Source organism: Motiliproteus sp. (genome assembly GCF_965230735.1).
GTDB lineage: Bacteria > Pseudomonadota > Gammaproteobacteria > Pseudomonadales > Balneatricaceae > Motiliproteus.
In genome coordinates, this window is record NZ_OZ246016.1 from 385,705 (window position 1) to 403,443 (window position 17,739).

At 55.0% G+C, this 17,739-nt stretch carries 17 protein-coding genes and 1 other RNA gene; 13 read left to right on the forward strand and 5 right to left on the reverse strand.

The features are described from left to right. The first annotated feature begins 147 nt into the window (after nt 1-147). From ACO05M_RS01820 to ACO05M_RS01865, 10 genes are all read left to right on the forward strand, one after another. The gene (locus ACO05M_RS01820; protein WP_421867025.1) at nt 148-858 is read left to right on the forward strand and encodes an endonuclease; all 711 of its coding nucleotides are present in this window, start codon (nt 148-150) and stop codon (nt 856-858) included. A 236-nt stretch (nt 859-1,094) separates the two neighbouring features. Further along, nucleotides 1,095-2,726 (forward strand): methyl-accepting chemotaxis protein, encoded by a 1,632-nt coding sequence (locus ACO05M_RS01825; protein WP_421867026.1) that lies wholly within the window; start codon nt 1,095-1,097, stop codon nt 2,724-2,726. Between the two features lie 535 nt (nt 2,727-3,261). Then, nucleotides 3,262-4,830, forward strand: a complete 1,569-nt coding sequence (locus tag ACO05M_RS01830) for a methyl-accepting chemotaxis protein (protein WP_421867028.1) — start codon at nt 3,262-3,264, stop codon at nt 4,828-4,830. A gap of 212 nt (nt 4,831-5,042) precedes the next feature. Then, nucleotides 5,043-6,119 carry a sensor domain-containing diguanylate cyclase gene (locus ACO05M_RS01835; RefSeq protein ID WP_421867030.1) on the forward strand — a complete coding sequence of 359 codons (1,077 nt, stop codon included), beginning with the start codon at nt 5,043-5,045 and terminating at the stop codon, nt 6,117-6,119. 118 nt (nt 6,120-6,237) lie between these two features. Next, nucleotides 6,238-6,699, forward strand: a complete 462-nt coding sequence (locus tag ACO05M_RS01840; protein ID WP_421867032.1) for a GAF domain-containing protein — start codon at nt 6,238-6,240, stop codon at nt 6,697-6,699. A 216-nt stretch (nt 6,700-6,915) separates the two neighbouring features. Further along, nucleotides 6,916-7,509, forward strand: a complete 594-nt coding sequence (locus ACO05M_RS01845; protein WP_421867034.1) for a TetR/AcrR family transcriptional regulator — start codon at nt 6,916-6,918, stop codon at nt 7,507-7,509. 2 nt (nt 7,510-7,511) lie between these two features. Next, nucleotides 7,512-7,682 carry a hypothetical protein gene (locus ACO05M_RS01850; protein ID WP_421867036.1) on the forward strand — a complete coding sequence of 57 codons (171 nt, stop codon included), beginning with the start codon at nt 7,512-7,514 and terminating at the stop codon, nt 7,680-7,682. Nucleotides 7,683-7,693: 11 nt separating this feature from the next. Beyond that, nucleotides 7,694-8,314, forward strand: coding sequence for an effector binding domain-containing protein (locus ACO05M_RS01855; RefSeq protein ID WP_421867038.1), 621 nt, complete (start codon nt 7,694-7,696; stop codon nt 8,312-8,314). An 11-nt stretch (nt 8,315-8,325) separates the two neighbouring features. Continuing rightward, the gene (locus ACO05M_RS01860) at nt 8,326-9,225 is read left to right on the forward strand and encodes a sterol desaturase family protein (RefSeq protein WP_421867039.1); all 900 of its coding nucleotides are present in this window, start codon (nt 8,326-8,328) and stop codon (nt 9,223-9,225) included. Then, nucleotides 9,222-10,463 carry a B12-binding domain-containing radical SAM protein gene (locus ACO05M_RS01865; RefSeq protein ID WP_421867041.1) on the forward strand — a complete coding sequence of 414 codons (1,242 nt, stop codon included), beginning with the start codon at nt 9,222-9,224 and terminating at the stop codon, nt 10,461-10,463. The genes ACO05M_RS01860 and ACO05M_RS01865 overlap by 4 nt, the downstream gene beginning before the upstream one ends. 45 nt (nt 10,464-10,508) lie before the next feature. Here the strand turns inward: ACO05M_RS01865 and ACO05M_RS01870 are convergent, their stop codons facing one another. Together ACO05M_RS01870 and ACO05M_RS01875 are read right to left on the reverse strand one after the other, a co-directional pair. Continuing rightward, nucleotides 10,509-11,162: an ankyrin repeat domain-containing protein gene (locus ACO05M_RS01870; RefSeq protein WP_421867042.1), complete on the reverse strand. Its 654-nt coding sequence runs from the start codon at nt 11,160-11,162 to the stop codon at nt 10,509-10,511. A gap of 4 nt (nt 11,163-11,166) precedes the next feature. Beyond that, a complete protein-coding gene (locus ACO05M_RS01875; protein WP_421867044.1) occupies nt 11,167-11,649 on the reverse strand; it encodes a nucleoside deaminase in 483 nt (160 codons plus the stop codon). A 232-nt stretch (nt 11,650-11,881) separates the two neighbouring features. On the opposite strand from ACO05M_RS01875, the gene ACO05M_RS01880 reads away from it, so the two are divergent. Next, on the forward strand, nt 11,882-13,228 hold the full coding sequence (locus ACO05M_RS01880) for a hypothetical protein (RefSeq protein ID WP_421867046.1): 1,347 nt from the start codon (nt 11,882-11,884) through the stop codon (nt 13,226-13,228). A 261-nt stretch (nt 13,229-13,489) separates the two neighbouring features. Then, nucleotides 13,490-14,527, forward strand: coding sequence for a hypothetical protein (locus ACO05M_RS01885; RefSeq protein ID WP_421867048.1), 1,038 nt, complete (start codon nt 13,490-13,492; stop codon nt 14,525-14,527). Nucleotides 14,528-14,555: 28 nt separating this feature from the next. Here the strand turns inward: ACO05M_RS01885 and ACO05M_RS01890 are convergent, their stop codons facing one another. Then, nucleotides 14,556-15,434, reverse strand: coding sequence for a competence protein CoiA family protein (locus ACO05M_RS01890; protein WP_421867050.1), 879 nt, complete (start codon nt 15,432-15,434; stop codon nt 14,556-14,558). Nucleotides 15,435-15,541: 107 nt separating this feature from the next. Here ACO05M_RS01890 and ACO05M_RS01895 point away from each other — a divergent pair, with 107 nt between their 5' ends. Then, the gene (locus ACO05M_RS01895) at nt 15,542-16,549 is read left to right on the forward strand and encodes a hypothetical protein (protein ID WP_421867051.1); all 1,008 of its coding nucleotides are present in this window, start codon (nt 15,542-15,544) and stop codon (nt 16,547-16,549) included. Between the two features lie 56 nt (nt 16,550-16,605). Here the strand turns inward: ACO05M_RS01895 and ACO05M_RS01900 are convergent. Continuing rightward, a non-coding RNA gene (locus ACO05M_RS01900) (RtT sRNA) lies at nt 16,606-16,744 on the reverse strand. A gap of 216 nt (nt 16,745-16,960) precedes the next feature. After that, entirely contained in the window at nt 16,961-17,677 is a 717-nt protein-coding gene (locus ACO05M_RS01905; protein WP_421867053.1) for a hypothetical protein, read from the reverse strand. Between the last annotated feature and the right edge of the window lie 62 nt (nt 17,678-17,739).

The window sequence follows — 17,739 nt, forward strand, 5'->3', positions numbered from 1 at the left end:
ATGGCGCCGCGACAGGGACAGTCAGCGTACATCGCCGCCAGCGGAAGCCGATCGGACTAATACGGTCGATCTTCCCAATCAGCCTCGCCGATGCGGGGCTTTTTATTGCGCGGCGTTCAGCTATAACCGTTCCTGGAGCCCTACGCCGTGCGATCACCCCTGCTGTTCTCACTGATCATCGCAATCTTCGTTCCTGTTACCCTCAACGCCGCCGAGCATCCTTCCAGCTTCGCCAAAGCCAAGCGACTCGCCGCCCAGATATACGCCGATCAACCGGTCAGCTTTTACTGCGGCTGTGCAATAGAGAAACAGGGAAAGAAGCTCAAACCCGATCTGGCCAGCTGCGGCTATCAGGTTCGAAAACAACCTCGACGGGCGAATCGGATCGAGTGGGAGCACCTGATGCCGGCCTACCACTTCGGTCATCAACGCCAGTGCTGGCAGCAGGGTGGACGTAAGAACTGCAAGAAGGACCCGGAATTCCGCAAGATGGAGGCCGATCTGCATAACCTGGTGCCGGCCATCGGCGAGGTAAACGGTGACCGCTCCAACTTCCGCTTCAACTTGCTAGACACCGACCGTGGCAATTACGGAGCCTGTGAGATCAAAATCGACTTCAAGCAACGGGTTGCCGAACCGCCGCTCCACAGCCGTGGTGCCATTGCCCGGACCTACCTCTATATGCGCGATCAGTACGCTCTTCGTCTTTCCAAATCGCAAACCCGCTTGATGCAGAGCTGGGACCGGCAGCATCCGGTCACCGACTGGGAATGTCGTCGTAACGATCGCATCACCAGAATCCAGGGCAACAACAATCCCTGGGTGAATCGGGGTTGTGGATCTCTGGCAAGGCGTTGATACGGATCTTTGACCGGCCAAAAAATGTACTGTTTAAAGCCACTTTGACAGGCCATTCATCTGCATAGCAGATGACATTTGTAACTTCTCAAATTGGTGCAAAAAAAATCTAAAAACCGGCTTTGTTTTAGATCAATACTTCGATCAAACCGGGCCAAAAAGTGACAAATTGTCACTTTTATTTGATAACTTTAGACCTTGGTCGAATACAGTAATCACCAATCATGGAGGGAACCATGGCCAATTTACTGAAGTTGCTCAAAACCCGCCAAAAAATCATGCTGCTGGTATCGCTGATGATACTGGCCCTATTAACCATCGAAGCACTCAACCTGAACAACCAATGGCGGGCATTGAATCGCGCCAAGCAGGTTGAACTGATCGATCTAACCGATACCACCTTCGCACTGATCGAGAAGCAGGCTGCACGCACCGACATCCCGGTCGAGCAAGCCCAGACCATCGCCAAAGAGCAGATCAACACGCTGCGCTACGGCGACAACGACTACTTCTTTATTCTCGACAGCGCCGCCAATATGGTGATGCATCCCACCAAACCGGAGCTGAACGGAAAGAACCTCTCCAACACCAAAGATTCCGAAGGGGTCCGCCTGTTTAGCGAGATGAGCAGCGGCGCCAGCAGCAATGGCGAAACCTTTGTCGAGTACCTGTTCCCCCGCGCCGGCAGCACCACCCCGATTCCGAAGCTTTCCTACGCCCGTTATTACCCGAAGTGGAATTGGGTCGTTGCCACTGGGGTTTACACCGACGATATCGAAGCCGAGTTTGCCCAGAGCCTTCAGGCCGCCATCATCAGTCTTCTGGTTATCCTGACTATCGCCGTCACCATCGGCCTGATCATGGCGAGAACCATTGCCCAGCCGTTGGTCGAGCTCAAAGAACTGATGGCCAAAGCTTCCGAGAGCCATGATCTGAGCCTGCGCAGCAGCTATCAGAGCCGCGACGAAGTGGGACAGATGTCGGAGGCGTTCAACGAGATGCTTGGCAGTTTTGACCACATCATCGACGACGTGAACAACGCCGCCCAACAGGTCTCAACCTCGGCCACCGAACTGTCCGCCGCCACCACCCAGACCCAGGCCGGCATGCAGGAGCAACGGCAGCAGACCGAGCTGGTCGCCGCCGCCGTCAACGAGATGTCGGCCACGGTTCACGATGTTGCCAACAACACCGAAAACACGGCACAGGCGACCCACGCCGCTTCCGGCGCCGCCTCACAGGGCAAAGTACAGGTTCGCGAAGCGGTCGATGCGGTCAATGAGCTGGCGATGCAGCTGGAACAGTCCGGCACCCTGACTTCCCATCTGAAGGAAGAGAGCGCCAACATCGCCTCGATTCTGGAGGTGATCAACACCATCGCCGAACAGACCAACCTGCTGGCGCTGAACGCCGCCATCGAAGCCGCTCGAGCCGGGGAACAGGGTCGAGGCTTTGCCGTGGTCGCCGACGAAGTCCGCACCCTGGCTCAGCGAACCGCCCAGTCCACCGGTGAGATCCAGGATGTGATTACCAGCCTGCAGAATGGCGCCGAAAATGCCGCCGATGCCATGGCCCAGAGTCACCAGATCGCCATCGGGGTGGTCGACAAGGCCAAGCAGGCCGATGAAGCGCTGAATCAGATCGTCGACGGGGTCACCCAGATCGACGACATGACCACCCAGATCGCCAGTGCCGCGGAACAGCAGTCTGCGGTTACCGAGGAGATCAACAGCAATGTCAGCCGCATCAACGACGTCAGCACCGAATGCGCCACGGCTGCCGATCAGGTAGCAGCCTCCAGCGAGTCATTGGCCGAGCTGTCAGAAAATCTACGCCATCTGACCAGCAGCTTTAAAACCAGCGCCTGAGTCGAAGGCGGATCGATCCTAGCCATCACAACGGGGCCGCTGGCCCCGTTGCTTTTTTACCACCATCCTCTTCTACCGCCTGCCCTTCTTCGCCTGCCTTATCGCTTGTGACTGACCAAGCTCTGTTATCCGATCTACGCCGCTACCACTGACTTGGCAGGCCCGTTTGTTGCCCCAGCCTTAATCGGGATCGACGGTTTAAGCATGGGCATCGGCAACATCCGCTGCTAATCAGCGTTGCCAACCAAGGCGCGGCTCGTCCAAATATCAATTGGGGATTAAACATCAAACAATATGCTGATGTGCGTCATACTCTCTATGGCTGCCGAAGAGCTAAATTAGCAACGCTTGATTAGGAAATCTGATAACAACCAATAGATGGGCGACCCATCGCTCGAATGCTAAGGAACCTGCGCACAAGTTCCCTAGTCAGTATGCCGTCAAGGATGAGCCCTGTTTTCAATGGAGGAAAACAATGACTAACCTGCTTAAGCATTTTAAAACCCGACAGAAAATCCTCTTTTTAGTCTCCTTGATGACCCTCGCACTGCTGGTCATCGAGGCCCTCAACCTAAACAACCAATGGCAACTATTGAATCGCGCCAAACAGGTGGATCTAATCGATCTGGCCGACACGGCTTTTTCGCTGATCGAACAACAGGCAGCCCGAACCGACATCTCAACCGAACAGGCGCAAACGATCGCCAAAGAGCTGGTCAGCACCCTACGCTATGGTGACAATGATTATTTCATGGTCTCCGACACAAGATCCGTCATCTTAAGCCACCCCGATTCCAGACTGATCGGCAAGAACCTGTCTGACCTCAAAGATGCCGATGGGGTCCTGATCATGCAGGAGATGGTGCGCGGTGCCACCAGCAGCGGCGATACCTTTGTCGAGTACCTGTTCCCCCGTACCGGCAGCAGCACCCCGGTTCCCAAGCTCTCCTACGCCCGCCATTACCCGAACTGGGATTGGATTGTCGCCACCGGGGTCTACACCGACGATATCGAGACTGAGTTTTCCCACAGCGTCCAGACCTCCATCATCAGCCTGCTGATCATCCTGAGTATCGCGATCACCATGGGCTTGGTACTGGCAAGAACGATTGCCCAACCGCTGGTCGATCTCAAAGAACTGATGACCCGTGCCTCTGAGAGTCACGATTTGAGCCTGCGCAGCGATTATCATAGCCGTGACGAAGTGGGGCAGATGTCGGAAGCGTTCAATGAGATGCTCGACAGCTTTGACCACATCATCACCGACGTGAACCACTCCGCCCAACAGGTCTCCGCCTCCGCCACCGAGCTTTCGGCAGCCACCGCCCAAACCCAAGCCGGTATGCAGGAACAGCACCAGCAAACCGAGCTGGTTGCCACCGCCGTCAACGAGATGTCGGCCACCGTGCACGACGTGGCTCACAACACCGAAAACACCGCCCAAGCCACCCACGCGGCATCCGGCGCTGCGTCCCGGGGTAAAGTTCAGGTGCGCGAAGCGGTGGAAGCAGTCAACGAACTGGCGATGCAGCTGGAGCAGTCCGGCAGTCTGACCTCCCACCTGAAGGAGGAGAGCGCCAACATCGCCTCGATTCTGGAAGTGATCAACAATATCGCCGATCAGACCAACCTGCTGGCCTTGAACGCGGCGATCGAAGCGGCCCGGGCCGGAGAGCAGGGACGCGGGTTCGCCGTGGTCGCCGACGAGGTGCGAACCCTGGCTCAGCGCACCGCCCAGTCCACCGGTGAGATCCAACAGGTGATCGCCAGCCTGCAAGACGGTGCCGAAAACGCCGCCGATGCGATGGCTCAGAGTCATCAGGTTGCGATCGGCGTGGTAGAGAAGGCTCAACTGGCCGACCAGGCATTGGATCAGATTGTCGGTGGGGTCGGTCAGATCGACGAGATGACCACCCAGATCGCCAGCGCCGCCGAGCAGCAGTCGTCGGTGACCGAGGAGATCAATACCAATGTCATCCGGATCAATGACATCAGCCAGGAATGCTCCACCGCCGCCGATCAAGTGGCAACCTCCAGCGAGTCGTTGGCCGAGCTGTCGGAACATCTGCGCCATCTGACCAGCAGTTTTAAGACCAGCGCTTGAGGCGATGTTCGGAACTCTTCGTGCGTAACCGACGGAGTCGATCCCGGCTCCGTCGATATCCGCAGCCATTAATTCCCCAGGAAAACAGCGCCATCGTCCTCTTCAATCCCTAGCCGCCCCAGCTTTGTGGCGCAGTCGGGCAGTCGATGCTGGGGCTGACCGGTGAGTTGTACTAAAATTAGGCAACCACTCAAGGAAGCGTTGTCTGGCCCATGGATGAAGTCATCGAATACGAGCATTTAAAAACACTGACCCTTGCACATCGGAAGTTTCACCAGGTTCTGAAGAATCTGGCTGCCTACCATTCCGATGCTCAGGTGATCGAACAGTTGACCGGCATTATTGAGGAACTGTTTCCGAATAAGGTCGGCTCTATTCTGATGGTCGATAACCAGAGTCAGACCCTGCACAGCTCCGACGCCAAGACCAAGCTGCCTGATTTCTACAGTGAAGGAATCGAAGGCACCCCGATCGGCCCCAACGCCAGCAGCTGCGGCGCTGCGGCCTACTCTCGCGATAAATGCATCGTCTCGGATACCTTCACCGATCCCAATTGGGAGCCCTTTCTCGACGTCTTGATCCGTGCTCAACTGCGCTCGTGCTGGTCAATGCCGATCATCTCCAAGAATGACCGCGTGTTGGGTACCTTCTCCATCTTCTCCCCCGTGATCGCCGAGCCGGAAGACTATGAGCTGGAGATTCTGGAGACCGCCACCCATGTCGCCAGTCTGGCGCTGGATAGAAAGGAGATGATGAAAACCGCCTGTACCGACCCGCTGACGCTGCTGAGCAACCGCTATCTGTTCGAGCAATCGCTGGAACTGATCATGAATATCTCCAAGCGCGACAATCGCAATCTGTCGGTGGTCTATCTGGACCTGAACCGCTACGTCCAGGTTCGGGAGCTGATCGGCAGCCACGCCGGCGACGACGTTCTTCGCCTGACCGCCCAAAGCATCCAGCAGGAGCTGCGTAATACCGATATCTCCTGCCGCTACGAAGACGATGAATTCGTTTTTGCCGCCTTGGATACCAGCACCGAAGACCTGTTCCTGATCTGCGAACGGATCCGCAAATCCACCCTCGGAAAGCTGTCGGATGAAATAATGGAGCTGGGCTTCGGCCTCACCTTCGGCGGCATTATCAGCAACAGCCGCACCGGCTATGACTTCCATGATCTGATTCGGCTGGCCGACGAGGAGATGTATCTGGCCCGGGCCAATCCCGCCCATATCTCGATCCGTGATCTGACCGGCCAGGCGACGGAACAAGTCGGCACGGCCGAGTAAGTTGACCGGGCCGACCCGGCGTCGGTCCGACCGCTCTTGGACTGGGTCGGATTTCTGTCTACTATCTGCAGCCCGGCGTTAGCCACCAACCGATCCCACTCAAGGTCTCCCTTAGCCGATGACAACCGACAAGCAGCAGCAATACGATCAACTGTTTCAACGCCTGGATGCCCTCTGCGACGGCGAGTCCGATCCGATCGCTCTGATGGCAACGATCAGCTGCGAACTCTACCATCAGTTCGAGTCGTTCAACTGGGTCGGCTTCTACCGCAACGTCGGCAACCGCACCCTCAAGATCGGTCCCTATCAGGGCGGTCATGGCTGCCTGACCATCGATTTCGATCGCGGTATCTGCGGTCGCTGTGCCCGACAAATGAAACTGCTGAACATCCCCGACGTGGATGCCGAAGCCGACCATATCGCCTGCGCCAGCTCGACCCGATCCGAACTGGTGGCGCCGATCCTCGATCGCCATGGCGAACTGATCGCGGTGCTGGATATCGATTCCGATACCCCAGCCCTGTTCGACCACTGCGACGAGATCAACCTGGCTCGCATCGCCGCTTATTTTCTGAACTAAGCTCGGCTCCCGTAACGCCCCCAACCACCACCCTTGTAGCATCCCGCAGGGATCCGATACTCGCCGGGTGAAGCCCCCCTGCCGTCCAGCCTGCTCGGTCAACGCCATTCTGACTTCACAATACTTTTATTTTGTCATGTTTGACAAAATAAACATCACAATATAAATTATCCAAACTGACAACTTAATCCTTCGTATCACTAAGGAGCTTTGACCATGGGGAGACCCAGTAAAAAGGCCGAACGCCTCGAGCAGATCCTGCAGGCGTTCCACAGCTGTGTGGCCCGTTACGGCTTGGAAGGAAGCACCCTGGAGCGAATCGCCGAAACCTCGGGGCTGCAGCGCAGCCTGGTTCGTCATTTTGCCGGTAATCGGGATGATCTGGTGCAACAGCTGGCGGACCGGGTGATCCAGCAATCCGATCTGCAGTGGACCGCTCTGCTCGACTACCTGCCCGAACAGCGACCAATTCCGGCCCTGCTCGACAACCTGTTCGATGCCGAGTCCAGCGATCCGGAATTTGTACTGGTGATCGCCGCCCTGACCTTCGCTGCCGGCAACAACCCTCAACTCAAGGCGATGATGCAGCAGTGGATGACCGGCTTCAGCCGCGACATCGAAGCCCTGCTGCTGAAACAGTACCCCAACGCCGACAAGCCGCGTCTGGAAGCGGTGGCGTTTGGACTGATCTCGCTCTACTTCAATCTCGACTCGCTGTCGCCGCTGCAGCAAAGCCACCACTACCGTGAGCCGGCCCGACTGGCGGCGCAGTTACTGGTCAACCAACTCGATCCCCCTACCGGAGACTAACCATGCCTTGGACTTATTACCTGGGAATTGCGCTACTGCTGTGGGTGGCATGGGACCTGTTCAGCGGTTCGGTCTGGCTGCATCGTGAATACCGCCGCGCCCACGAACCCCTGGGTTACTGGATGACTCTGTTGTTGTGGACCCTGGTCGCAGTGTCCTGTTTTTACTGGTAGGAGATGGATTGATGGCACTCCCCAAGCGTAACCCGCTGGTCTGGTTTCTGTATCTGATCAGCATCCTGGGCATGTTCGGTTTTATCGGTTGGCTACTGCTGCCCTACGCCGACAATGGCGACTTCATCGACTACGACGCGAACAACGCCGAGATCACCACCGCACCGGCCGAAAGCTGGCAGGCGGTTGCCGCTCAAGCTATTGATCGGGGCCTGTACAAGCCGGGCCAGAGCATTGCCGGGATCGGCATCACCCTGGACTTGGACGGTGACCTGCCGATCCAGATCGAACGCCACTGGAAGCGCTTCGCCAAACAGGATATCGCCAAGCGCCTCGGGGCCGATGACCCCAAGCTGGTCTATGCGGTCTACCACCACTTCGATGCGGCCGGCAATCAGGTCCGGATGACCCTCGGATACCCGACACCGCCGATGCGCCAACTGCCCGTGGGGCTTGAATCCGTCGCTATCGACGCCGGCAACTACCTGGCATTCGACGGCGGCTATGTACTCGACCGCTGGGCCGATCCGAGCTACCAGCTGCGATTGAAATTCGACGCCGACTACGAGCGCTACCTGCTCGATAGTCACGACAATATTCTCGGCCAAACCGCCTTTTTGGCGTTGAAATAAAGGAGCGGATCATGACGGAACAAGACTGGCTGGTGTACTTCGAGACGATCTCTTTTTCGGTCTACGACTGGGTGCTGATCTTCGCGCTGCTGTTTCTGGCGCTGGAGCTGCTCAACGACCTGGTAACCGGCCGTTTCAGCGGAGAACGGTTGCTGGAAACCGGTTCCAGCGTGCTGACCCAGATCCCCTACTACCTGGCCGAAATCGTGATTTTCGGTGGCGGGGTCTACCTCTACTTCATGATCTACGAGCTGATCCCGTGGAAGATCCCGACCAACGGCTACACCGGCCTGCTGGTGCTGCTTCTGGCCGACCTGGCCTACTACATCGAGCACTACGCCGTGCACCGGATTCGGCTGTTCTGGCTGGCCCACTCGGTGCACCACAGCTCCAGCATGATGAACACCGCCACCGCGTTCCGGTTCAGCCTGTTCGACCCGATCCCGTCGTTCCTGTTTCACCTACCGCTGGTGCTGATGGGCTTCAACCCGGTGCTGGTATTCGCCGCCGAAATCCTGGTACTGGCCTACCAGTTCTGGATTCACAACGAGATGATCGGCCGCCTCGGTCCGTTGGAGTGGTTCTTCAACACCCCGTCTCACCACCGGGTTCACCACGGCTCCGATCCGGCCTATATCGACAAGAACTTCGGCGGCATCCTGATCATCTGGGATCGGCTGTTCGGCACCTTCCAGGCCGAGCGCCAGCTGCCCACCTACGGTCTGGCCACCCCGATGAACAGCAAGAACCCGATTAAGGTGCAATTTCACGAGTTTCCCAAACTGTTCCGCGATCTGGGACGTGCCCAGGGACTGGGACAGTGGCTCGGCTACCTGTTCAAGCCGCCGGGCTGGGAGCCAAAAACCGGTGCCGATGCCAGCCATCGCCGCGCCAAGGAGTCGATCCAATGAAAGCCTTACTGATCAAAGCCTCGGCCAACAGCGCCTTCAAGGACTACAAGGCCTACCTGGGCACGCCGCCGCAAAGCATCTGGTCGTCGGCGGTGGCGATACCCGACTGGGTCGAGGTGGACGTCCATGACGAGACCTCCCAGGGGCCGGTCGACAAGAGTCAGGTCGCCGATCTGGTGGCGATCTTTATGTCGACCCCGGACGCGCTGCGCGGCTACGAGCTGGCCGATTATTTCCGAGACCGGGGCACCACCGTGGTGTTCGGCGGCCTGCATGCCAGCTTTCTGCCGGACGAGGCGCTGCAGCATGGCGATGCGGTGATGATCGGCGAATCCGAGCAGCTCTGGCCCCTGTTGCTGGAAGACCACTACAGTGGCCAGCTCCAGCCCCGCTATCAGCAGGCCGAGCAGACCGACCTGAACCGGCTTACACCCTACCCCCACGGGCAGATCGACCTGTCCCCGTATCGGGATACCAGTTCGATCATCGTGTCCCGCGGTTGCAAGTTCAAATGCAGCTACTGCACCGTGCACAAGTTCTTCCCGACGATGCGCAACCGGCCGGTCGGGCAGGTGATCGACGAGATCCGTGCCTCCGGGCTTCAGTACTTCGAACTCCACGCCGACAACCTGATCGCCGACCGTGATTACGCGCTGGAGCTATTCAAGGCGCTGAAACCGCTGAATATCTACTGGAGCGCCGAAGCCACCATCAATATTGCCGAGCATGACGAGATCGTCGAAGCCGCGGCCGAAAGCGGCTTGATCTGGCTGCTTTCCGGTATCGAAACCCCGTCCCAGCAGGCCCTCAAGGCCGCCGGCAAAGGCTTTATCCGGATCGATCGGACCCGGGATTACATCCGCAAGCTGCACGAGTACAACATCGCGGTCGACTCGGCGATGCTGTTCGGGTTCGACCAGCACGACTCGAGCATCTTCGAAGAGACCCTCGACTACGTCGACGAGGTGGAACTCGACGTCTGCCATGCCGTGATCGTCACCCCCTACCCGGGAACCGACCTGTACCAGCAACTGGAATCCGAACACCGGATCCTGACCCGCGACTGGTCTGCCTACGACGGCACCCAGGCAGTGTTCCAACCCAAGCAGATGACGCCGAAGGAACTGGAAAAGGGAACGGGCTGGTTCCACAGCAAATACAACAGCCTGGGCCGCAGCCTGAAACGGCGTGTCGTCAGGACGAAGAATCTCGGCTGGACCAACGCGGCCTATCTCTGACGGGCCGATATCCGCCTGAGAAACCGACGGGGTAGCTGCTGGTCATCAATCCTGGAGCAGCTCGATAAGCTCCGAATAGTCTCGCATACGGGCGTTATCCAGTGCGGTACGCCCCTGCGGATCAGCGATGGAGCGGTCGGCACCGGCCGCCACCAACAGCGCGACGATCTGCTGGTAGGTGGGCCCGCCATCCCCCAGAATCACCGCTTCCAGCAGAGCCGTCCAACCCAGGTGGTTGATCTGATCGATATCGATCTTGGTGGTTAGCAGGTAGCGCACCACCTCGATATGGCCGTGATGGGCGGCGGGGGTCAACGCGGTGCCACCGTATCGGTTCACACTGCGCAAATCGGCCCCGGCGGCCACGGTCATTTTGAGGATCGCCAATCGCCCTTCGGCACCGGCATACAGGTAGGGGCTGTCCTGCAGATCATCCTTGGCATTCACATCGGCACCGGCGTCGATCAGCAGCCGGGCCGATTCAACGGCGTTGTGGTGGGTGGCGATCAACAGCGCGGTGCGACCCCGCTTATCCCGGCTGTCCACCGGGATACCCAACGCCAGTGCGCGCTGCAGTTGAGGAATATTATTCTGTGCCGCCGCCCGGAGATAGTCGGCCCGCTCGGCCGCCGCTGGCTCGCCAACGGCGACGTTAAACAAACTGCTCAATAGCAACAGCGCTGTTATCAGAATCCGCATCAATCTACCCGCAAAGATGGGGACGCCCCGCCCGTTCGGCAGCGCGGCCGTAAACCATATCGTCGATTCCGGCCCAGGCGGCCGCAGCTTCACACATCGGGCAGGGGCGCGAAGAGAAGTAGAGCACGGCGCCGCTGAGACTTGAGCGCTGAAGACGGCGCCCCGCGTCGCGGATCGCCGCCATTTCGGCATGACCGGTCGGATCATGATCCAACAACACCCGGCTCCAGGACTGGCCGACGATCCGCCCATCGAGTACCACCACTGCGCCATAGGGCTGATCGCCCTTCTCGATCGCCAGCTGCCGCATCTCAAAGGCCCTTGCGATAAAGCCCTGGTCATCTGCTCCCACCGGCTGAACGATGGTCTCCTCCCCCTGTACCTCTTTCGACCACCCATAAGCGCCCAATAGACCGGCGCCACCAAGCGCCAGAAACCAACGTCGCGGGATCTGATCTTGGCCCCGCTGAATCAGGATCTTATCCATCACCATTACCTCCCAACCCTCTCCTATTGGAGATAGTCCGGCAGGCGGTATTTTTCCAGCCGCAAACGGATCTGATCGAGCAAGCGCTCCCTGGCAACCTCGAAATAGTAGCGCTGGGGCAAAAACACCTACATAACAGTTCGTTACAAACACCGAACGTGTAAGCCAAACATCAAGAATTAAAATTCGTGTCTATACTGGAAGACTAAATGCATCAAAGGAGTGAAGCGATATGAAGCCAGACTTCATCGTCCAGGGAGAGGAAGTCTGCCTTATCCCAGTAGTTGCCGAAAGCAGTAAAGAAGCGCGAATTCTTTCTGTTTGCCTTGCGATGATGACGCAAATACCGGCTCTGTCTAAAAGCCTTCTAGCTAGTTGTAACTATCGACTGGGGACCAGAGCAAAAATCGAAGCTTGGACAGAAGTTATCCTAAGTAACCCGGACAATAATAAAGACCGGCCCGATGCTCTTCTGCAAATCACTAACGGAAAGAACACTTGGACTGCTCTTATTGAGGCCAAAATTGGTAAAGCGATTCTTTCAGAAGACCAAGTAGCTCGATACGTGGGGCTTGCCAGAGAGCACAATATAGATGCAGTAATAACCGTTTCTAATCAGATGGTTGCTCGCGCAGACCACCATCCCGTTCATCTAACAAAGAACCAGTTAAGAAAGGTTCAACTGTATCATTGGCCCTGGGCTTGGATTCAATCGGAAGCTGAAGTCATCAAGTCGAACAATGCAGTGGATGATAAAGAGCAATCATTCATGCTGAATGAATTTGTTAGATTCCTCGATCACTCTTCGACAGGTGTTGAAGGCTTCAGCCAAATGAACAAAGCATGGAAGCAGATCGTGAAAGATGCTGTTTCCCAAATCAAGCTATTGAAAACCAGTCAGGACGTGGAGGATACAGTTGGTGCATGGCTGCAAGAACAGCGCGATATTGTTCTATTAATGTCCAAACACATCGGAAAAAACGTTCAGCTCAAAATGGATCGGAAGGTAAAAGATGACCCTGTTGCTCGATTAAAACATCGAATCGCTGATTTTTGCGATAACAACAGGCTATTCACCATCCTTCAGATTCCTGACGCTGCTTCAGATATGCGAATTGAAGCAAACTTGCCTACAAGATCCATAAGCGCATCAATGCGTCTGAAAGCCCCACAAGATAAGAAGTCGACATCTGCCCGCGTGAATTGGCTTCTCAGAATGCTAAAAGAGGACGACACCCAAGGACGCATAATCGTCAAAGCGTCCTGGCCATCAGTGATCGACGACACTAGCTGCTTATTATCTGAGCTTAGAGAAGATCCAAACCGCATTCAGTGTGCTAACCCAAAACACGCCCCAACAGCATTTGAGGTGCTGTTGATTCAAGATTCCGCGGTTCGATTTTCAGGATCAAAGACCTTTATTGAAGACCTTGAAATTGTTGCCCGAGATTTCTACGACTTGGTTGGTCAACACTTGAAGCCTTGGCAACCTTCGCCACCTAAACCAATCAGCAGACCTAAAACGATTGAGCAAACTCCAATGCCTTCGGAGACAGAGGCTCTACTCGAAGAAGCCTGATTGGTGTGACCACAGTGTGACCAAACACTCACATCTATCAGATGGACTGCTTAATGACAAAGGGGAGCCAGTGTAATTACTGACTCCCCATCATTCTTCCCCTCTGGGTGAACAACGGTGTCGTGATTTGTTGCTCACCATTCGAAATTGACCCAACTCTAATGGCAACTTCTCCACACTCCAAGATTATTGCTTATCGAAGCCAAGGTATCCTAACCTGTCATTTTTCAGTTGCTCGTGAATTCCTAGCGGATCTATTGAATGAAAAAACTCTCATTCAGACTTACTTACACACTCAGAGACATAGACATATCACACAATACCTCCACCGAGTTCAATATCGGAGGCGAGCACAACATTCACGCAATTCTCACGGATGTTGTCAGAAAAGACCGTAGAACCCAACAAAGCGTACGAGATACGGTTATCACGGTGTATTCAGCACGCCCCCTGACAAGGAAGGCAGCGCCTGTCTTCGAAGCATTCTTTGAAGGCAAACGCCCACAGGAAGGTACAAAAGCTACTGAACCAGAAGAACTGATTGCCCATGACGGCCCGTGCTGGGGATTAAGTTACTACCCCAATCCCTTCGTATCCTATGTTAGGTCAGTCTATTCGGAGCTATCTTCGATAGGAACGGACATAGCCAAGCTGTTACGGTGGCGGCTCTCTCTTCGCGGCCCCTCTTCCCCTGTCAGCTCCCAGAGCCTTTGGTGCTCTGTTGATGAAGGGGCCACCTGGACACCCTTGCCTAATGACTGGCACATTAGACTTATTTCCATGTCTAACGAGCGCTTGGCTGTGGATCGCATTAACACCGACCAAATCTGCAAAATGGTTGCTGCAAAGGAGCAAGAGCCGCTCAGTCATGAGCTGCTAAGAGAAGCGATCGAACTGCAGAACAAAAGCCCAAGAAGCTCAATACTTATCGCAGTATCTGCTGCAGAAGTCGCCGTGAAATCCGTTATTGCTAATAAGTGCCCACAGGCTACATGGCTACTAGATGAACTCCAATCTCCTCCACTGACCAAAATGCTAGTGGAATACTTTCCGGCCCTGCTTCACTCCCATGAGCCTCTTTTCATTCCAGACCGAAAAGTTGGTTTAGTGAAATCAATCGATGACGCGGTGGCGATCCGAAATAGAATCGTTCATAAAGGAAGCTCTCCCCCTAATTTTGATAAATTAGAGGAGATTTTGACAGCGATTCAACAGCTATTATGGATTTGCGATTATTGGTCTGGCTACAAGTGGGCGGCAGAGCACTTGGAGCCACAGGTAGCCAAACCACTTAATTAATAACCCCGCTTTCGCGGGGCTATTCGACTTATAGAATCACATCGCTCACTAGTGCTTTAGGTCGCCCCTTTATCAAGTGAGTTTCCAAGCAGACTTCCGCCCATACTGGAAACTCTATCTGCTCCAGTTTTTCTGCCAACGCGCCAGAAAAAACCATCGGTATATTCTCAATTTTTTCGAATCCGCCAGCACCGTGAATCTGGTAATTAGGGCTAGATCTATCAGACACCTCCACCAAAACATAAAGCACTGAGAATTCGAAGTTTCGCTGGTTCTTCCGTGAGTAACCGCTCGCAGACTTAAAACCACAAACTAGATGTTTATTCGCCATTTCTTCATCCCTTTGAATTAACAAGCTATCTTCAATCTCATCTACCCACATTCGGGGTGCATCCCACAAAACTGCCGCTGTCACTGTCTCTCGATTGATACTCCCTAACTTGAGCAGCCCCGAAAGGTCGATTTCAGCCATCAGCGCCTTGTTAGTAACGACTTTGGCAACCTTCCTTTCATCGACGCCATGAGTGACTTTAATCTCAATGTCGATCTCCTCTCCTGTAGCCTTCAGCGTTGCTCCAACGTCTGCGACATACCCAAACCTCCGTCTCTCAAGTTCGATGTCAGCCAAACTCGAAGCCTTAGTCTTCCCTGGAAGTTGCAAACAGCCCTCAGTCTGCAGAATTTCTTTGCCAAGAAGGTGTAAAGCTGTCTCCAAGCCGGCTCCACAGTTTTCCACTTGGTAATGGGCAAAATGGTGTTGATTCACCTCCCCCTTCTTCGCTATCAAACGACCACCACAATGAGGGCAACAACATCCACAATCGAGCCCCCTTTCAACCTCATCAATAAAAACCAATGCACCATTTTTAATGCCCAAACTGAGGTCTATTTCTTCATCTCTGCACATTTCAAAGCTCCTCAATCAATCTCGTTAAAGTGCAGAGCCATTACACAGATTCACGTGGTAGGATTTCAGACACCAAACAGGGACATAACCGTTAGGTGAGGTTTTAAATGGAAGTAAATCAGTCACATAGCGCCATTAAATGTGGAGCCAAGTTCATAGAGGAGTATGACGGCCCCAGCGCCCACACACAGCCATACGACGTCTTGAAACGGATCTTTGCCCATGGCTCCAGACAAGATGGATCAAACGACGAAGCTGTTGTGTTTACTTGGCAAGATTTGGCTGATGACGCTGACGCTCTTGATGAGGGAAAGCGTTTAAAGAGAAACATAAAAAAGGCGATTGTTCGCCTAGATGAGCATCAAGACAAGCTCAACGAGATCGCTACAGAATACAATCTCAAGTACCGGCCGGTCATCGTTCAACTAGAAACAGGAGGCGGCTCAGGCAATCTCAGCCGCTACAAAGTTCAACCTGTTATAGCTGACACAAAAAGCGTGGTGAAGGCCTCAGAAGTACCAGAAGGTTATATCCGCTACTCCCTTGAAAACATCAAGAAACACAATCGGCTAGCACGTTTAATCAACGGATTTGATGCTACTGGATTAAAATTCCATGCTCTTACGGGCACAGTTCTAGTTGCCATCATCCTAGGCACGATAATTTCTATTGCAGGCCTTTTCAGCCTGACAGCTCAGACCAGCGTTTTTGGGCTGTTAAGTACTCTCCTAAACACATCATTGGCACTAGGAGCATTGTTTGTAGCGTTTTCACCTCTGTATCTGTGCATAACAAACAGAATCATTGTTGCGCCGACGATATTGGTTCCAAGTAACTTACATACCCTTCAATTGGAATACTCTCCCACTGATAAAAAACGTGCTGACGGTTCAACAGTTAGAGAGTTCAGAATCGTTAGCTACGTCTCAAAGTGCTCTATTTGTGGAGATCGTGTAGAAGTCGAGAACGGGCTAGGAGCCATGAGAGGTCGCCTAGTTGGAAGGTGTAATGCTAGCCCCCGTGAACATGTATTCACTTTTGATCACATAACTCGACTCGGAGCACCAATATTCTCTGAATATCAGGAAATCTGCGCGACTTCACTCCGGAACTGATAAAGCTATTGTGACCACAACGTGACCACGCGCCTAGGTATCATACGCGCTCTCTTCTTCGCACCCGGAGGGATGATTCGTCACTACGCTCCTCACTCCTTCGGAGACGACACCTGTAAAAGGTGTCGTTGCGTCGCGGCTTGGCCGCTCGGCTCGAACCCACGGGGCTTCTCACCCTCCAGGTACGGAGGCATGCGGAAAGATCAGTAGAGAACTGAAAGATATGCGTAGAAAAGGAAAAAGTGGCGCACCCGGAGGGTGTCTGACGCACCCGGCATCACTCATAAGATACTGATACTACACGCCTTACCTACGAGCCACCAGCCGATCCACAGATCGCGTGATACCAAAAGTGTCCCGTATCGTGTTTGAACACAGGTGCGTCAAAGGCGTAACAATGGTGACGCAGGGTCACCCCCTGCCGACTCTGCGCAACACCTCCTCGGCAACACGACCCTGCGACTGTGGACCAAGACCCCAGTCACCTCGTAGCTTCCTTGCTAGCAGCCTCGCCCGACGCATCGACCACCGACCATGAGGCGCTGGTTTACCTGAAGCAGACACCCGGATACTTGGGAGACCATGACCCAAGCCCCGCTTCACCAAGAACAGGTCCATCTGATCTGGCGTAGCGAAGTACTGGGGGCCAAGCTGGGTCACCCCTACGACACCCACCAAGTGCAGCAGTACGTCCAGCGGCGCCTGTTCCTGCGTCTTCAGCTTGTGATGGATGTAATGGTGATACAGCCACGTGTCGCTACGTAGCGCCAGCAAAGGGTCACCCATGCCGGGACGCCCTGCGTACTCCTCACAGCGCTGGATACTCCATGCGTGTCCAGCGATCTCACGATCTTGCTTTCTGACCATATCCAGCACCACATCCATAGTGGTCTGATAAAGCAGTGCTATCGACTCGTCCTTCAACCGGGGGACGGTGGTGTTGAAGTCACCATGCTCCAGCAGCAGCCGAGAGCAAGGATTACAGAACCTACCGTACCAGCCATCAGGTGCTCGACGCAGGCTGTTGTTACAGCCGATACGGCTGCACTCACCCTTGGGGTTGGCATACTTGAGCGCAGGGCGCTGACGCTCGGTCCCGCCGATACGCGGGGGAAAGCTCGTTGTCATGGTTCGATCCGTAAAATTGGTAGGAGAGGAGGCGGACAGACACAGAGCCTGCGTCAATGACG

Bases quoted from the DNA above. Each gene is read 5' to 3' on its own strand.
- ACO05M_RS01845 (WP_421867034.1), top strand. From the start codon at position 6,916: ATGGGGAGACCCAGTAAAAAGGCCGAACGCCTCGAGCAGATCCTGCAG.
- ACO05M_RS01825 (WP_421867026.1), top strand. From the start codon at position 1,095: ATGGCCAATTTACTGAAGTTGCTCAAAACCCGCCAAAAAATCATGCTG.
- ACO05M_RS01885 (WP_421867048.1), top strand. From the start codon at position 13,490: ATGAAAAAACTCTCATTCAGACTTACTTACACACTCAGAGACATAGAC.
- ACO05M_RS01855 (WP_421867038.1), top strand. From the start codon at position 7,694: ATGGCACTCCCCAAGCGTAACCCGCTGGTCTGGTTTCTGTATCTGATC.
- ACO05M_RS01835 (WP_421867030.1), top strand. From the start codon at position 5,043: ATGGATGAAGTCATCGAATACGAGCATTTAAAAACACTGACCCTTGCA.
- ACO05M_RS01850 (WP_421867036.1), top strand. From the start codon at position 7,512: ATGCCTTGGACTTATTACCTGGGAATTGCGCTACTGCTGTGGGTGGCA.
- ACO05M_RS01840 (WP_421867032.1), top strand. From the start codon at position 6,238: ATGACAACCGACAAGCAGCAGCAATACGATCAACTGTTTCAACGCCTG.
- ACO05M_RS01875 (WP_421867044.1), bottom strand. From the start codon at position 11,649: ATGGATAAGATCCTGATTCAGCGGGGCCAAGATCAGATCCCGCGACGT.
- ACO05M_RS01880 (WP_421867046.1), top strand. From the start codon at position 11,882: ATGAAGCCAGACTTCATCGTCCAGGGAGAGGAAGTCTGCCTTATCCCA.
- ACO05M_RS01905 (WP_421867053.1), bottom strand. From the start codon at position 17,677: ATGACAACGAGCTTTCCCCCGCGTATCGGCGGGACCGAGCGTCAGCGC.
- ACO05M_RS01895 (WP_421867051.1), top strand. From the start codon at position 15,542: ATGGAAGTAAATCAGTCACATAGCGCCATTAAATGTGGAGCCAAGTTC.
- ACO05M_RS01830 (WP_421867028.1), top strand. From the start codon at position 3,262: ATGACCCTCGCACTGCTGGTCATCGAGGCCCTCAACCTAAACAACCAA.
- ACO05M_RS01860 (WP_421867039.1), top strand. From the start codon at position 8,326: ATGACGGAACAAGACTGGCTGGTGTACTTCGAGACGATCTCTTTTTCG.
- ACO05M_RS01890 (WP_421867050.1), bottom strand. From the start codon at position 15,434: ATGTGCAGAGATGAAGAAATAGACCTCAGTTTGGGCATTAAAAATGGT.
- ACO05M_RS01870 (WP_421867042.1), bottom strand. From the start codon at position 11,162: ATGCGGATTCTGATAACAGCGCTGTTGCTATTGAGCAGTTTGTTTAAC.
- ACO05M_RS01865 (WP_421867041.1), top strand. From the start codon at position 9,222: ATGAAAGCCTTACTGATCAAAGCCTCGGCCAACAGCGCCTTCAAGGAC.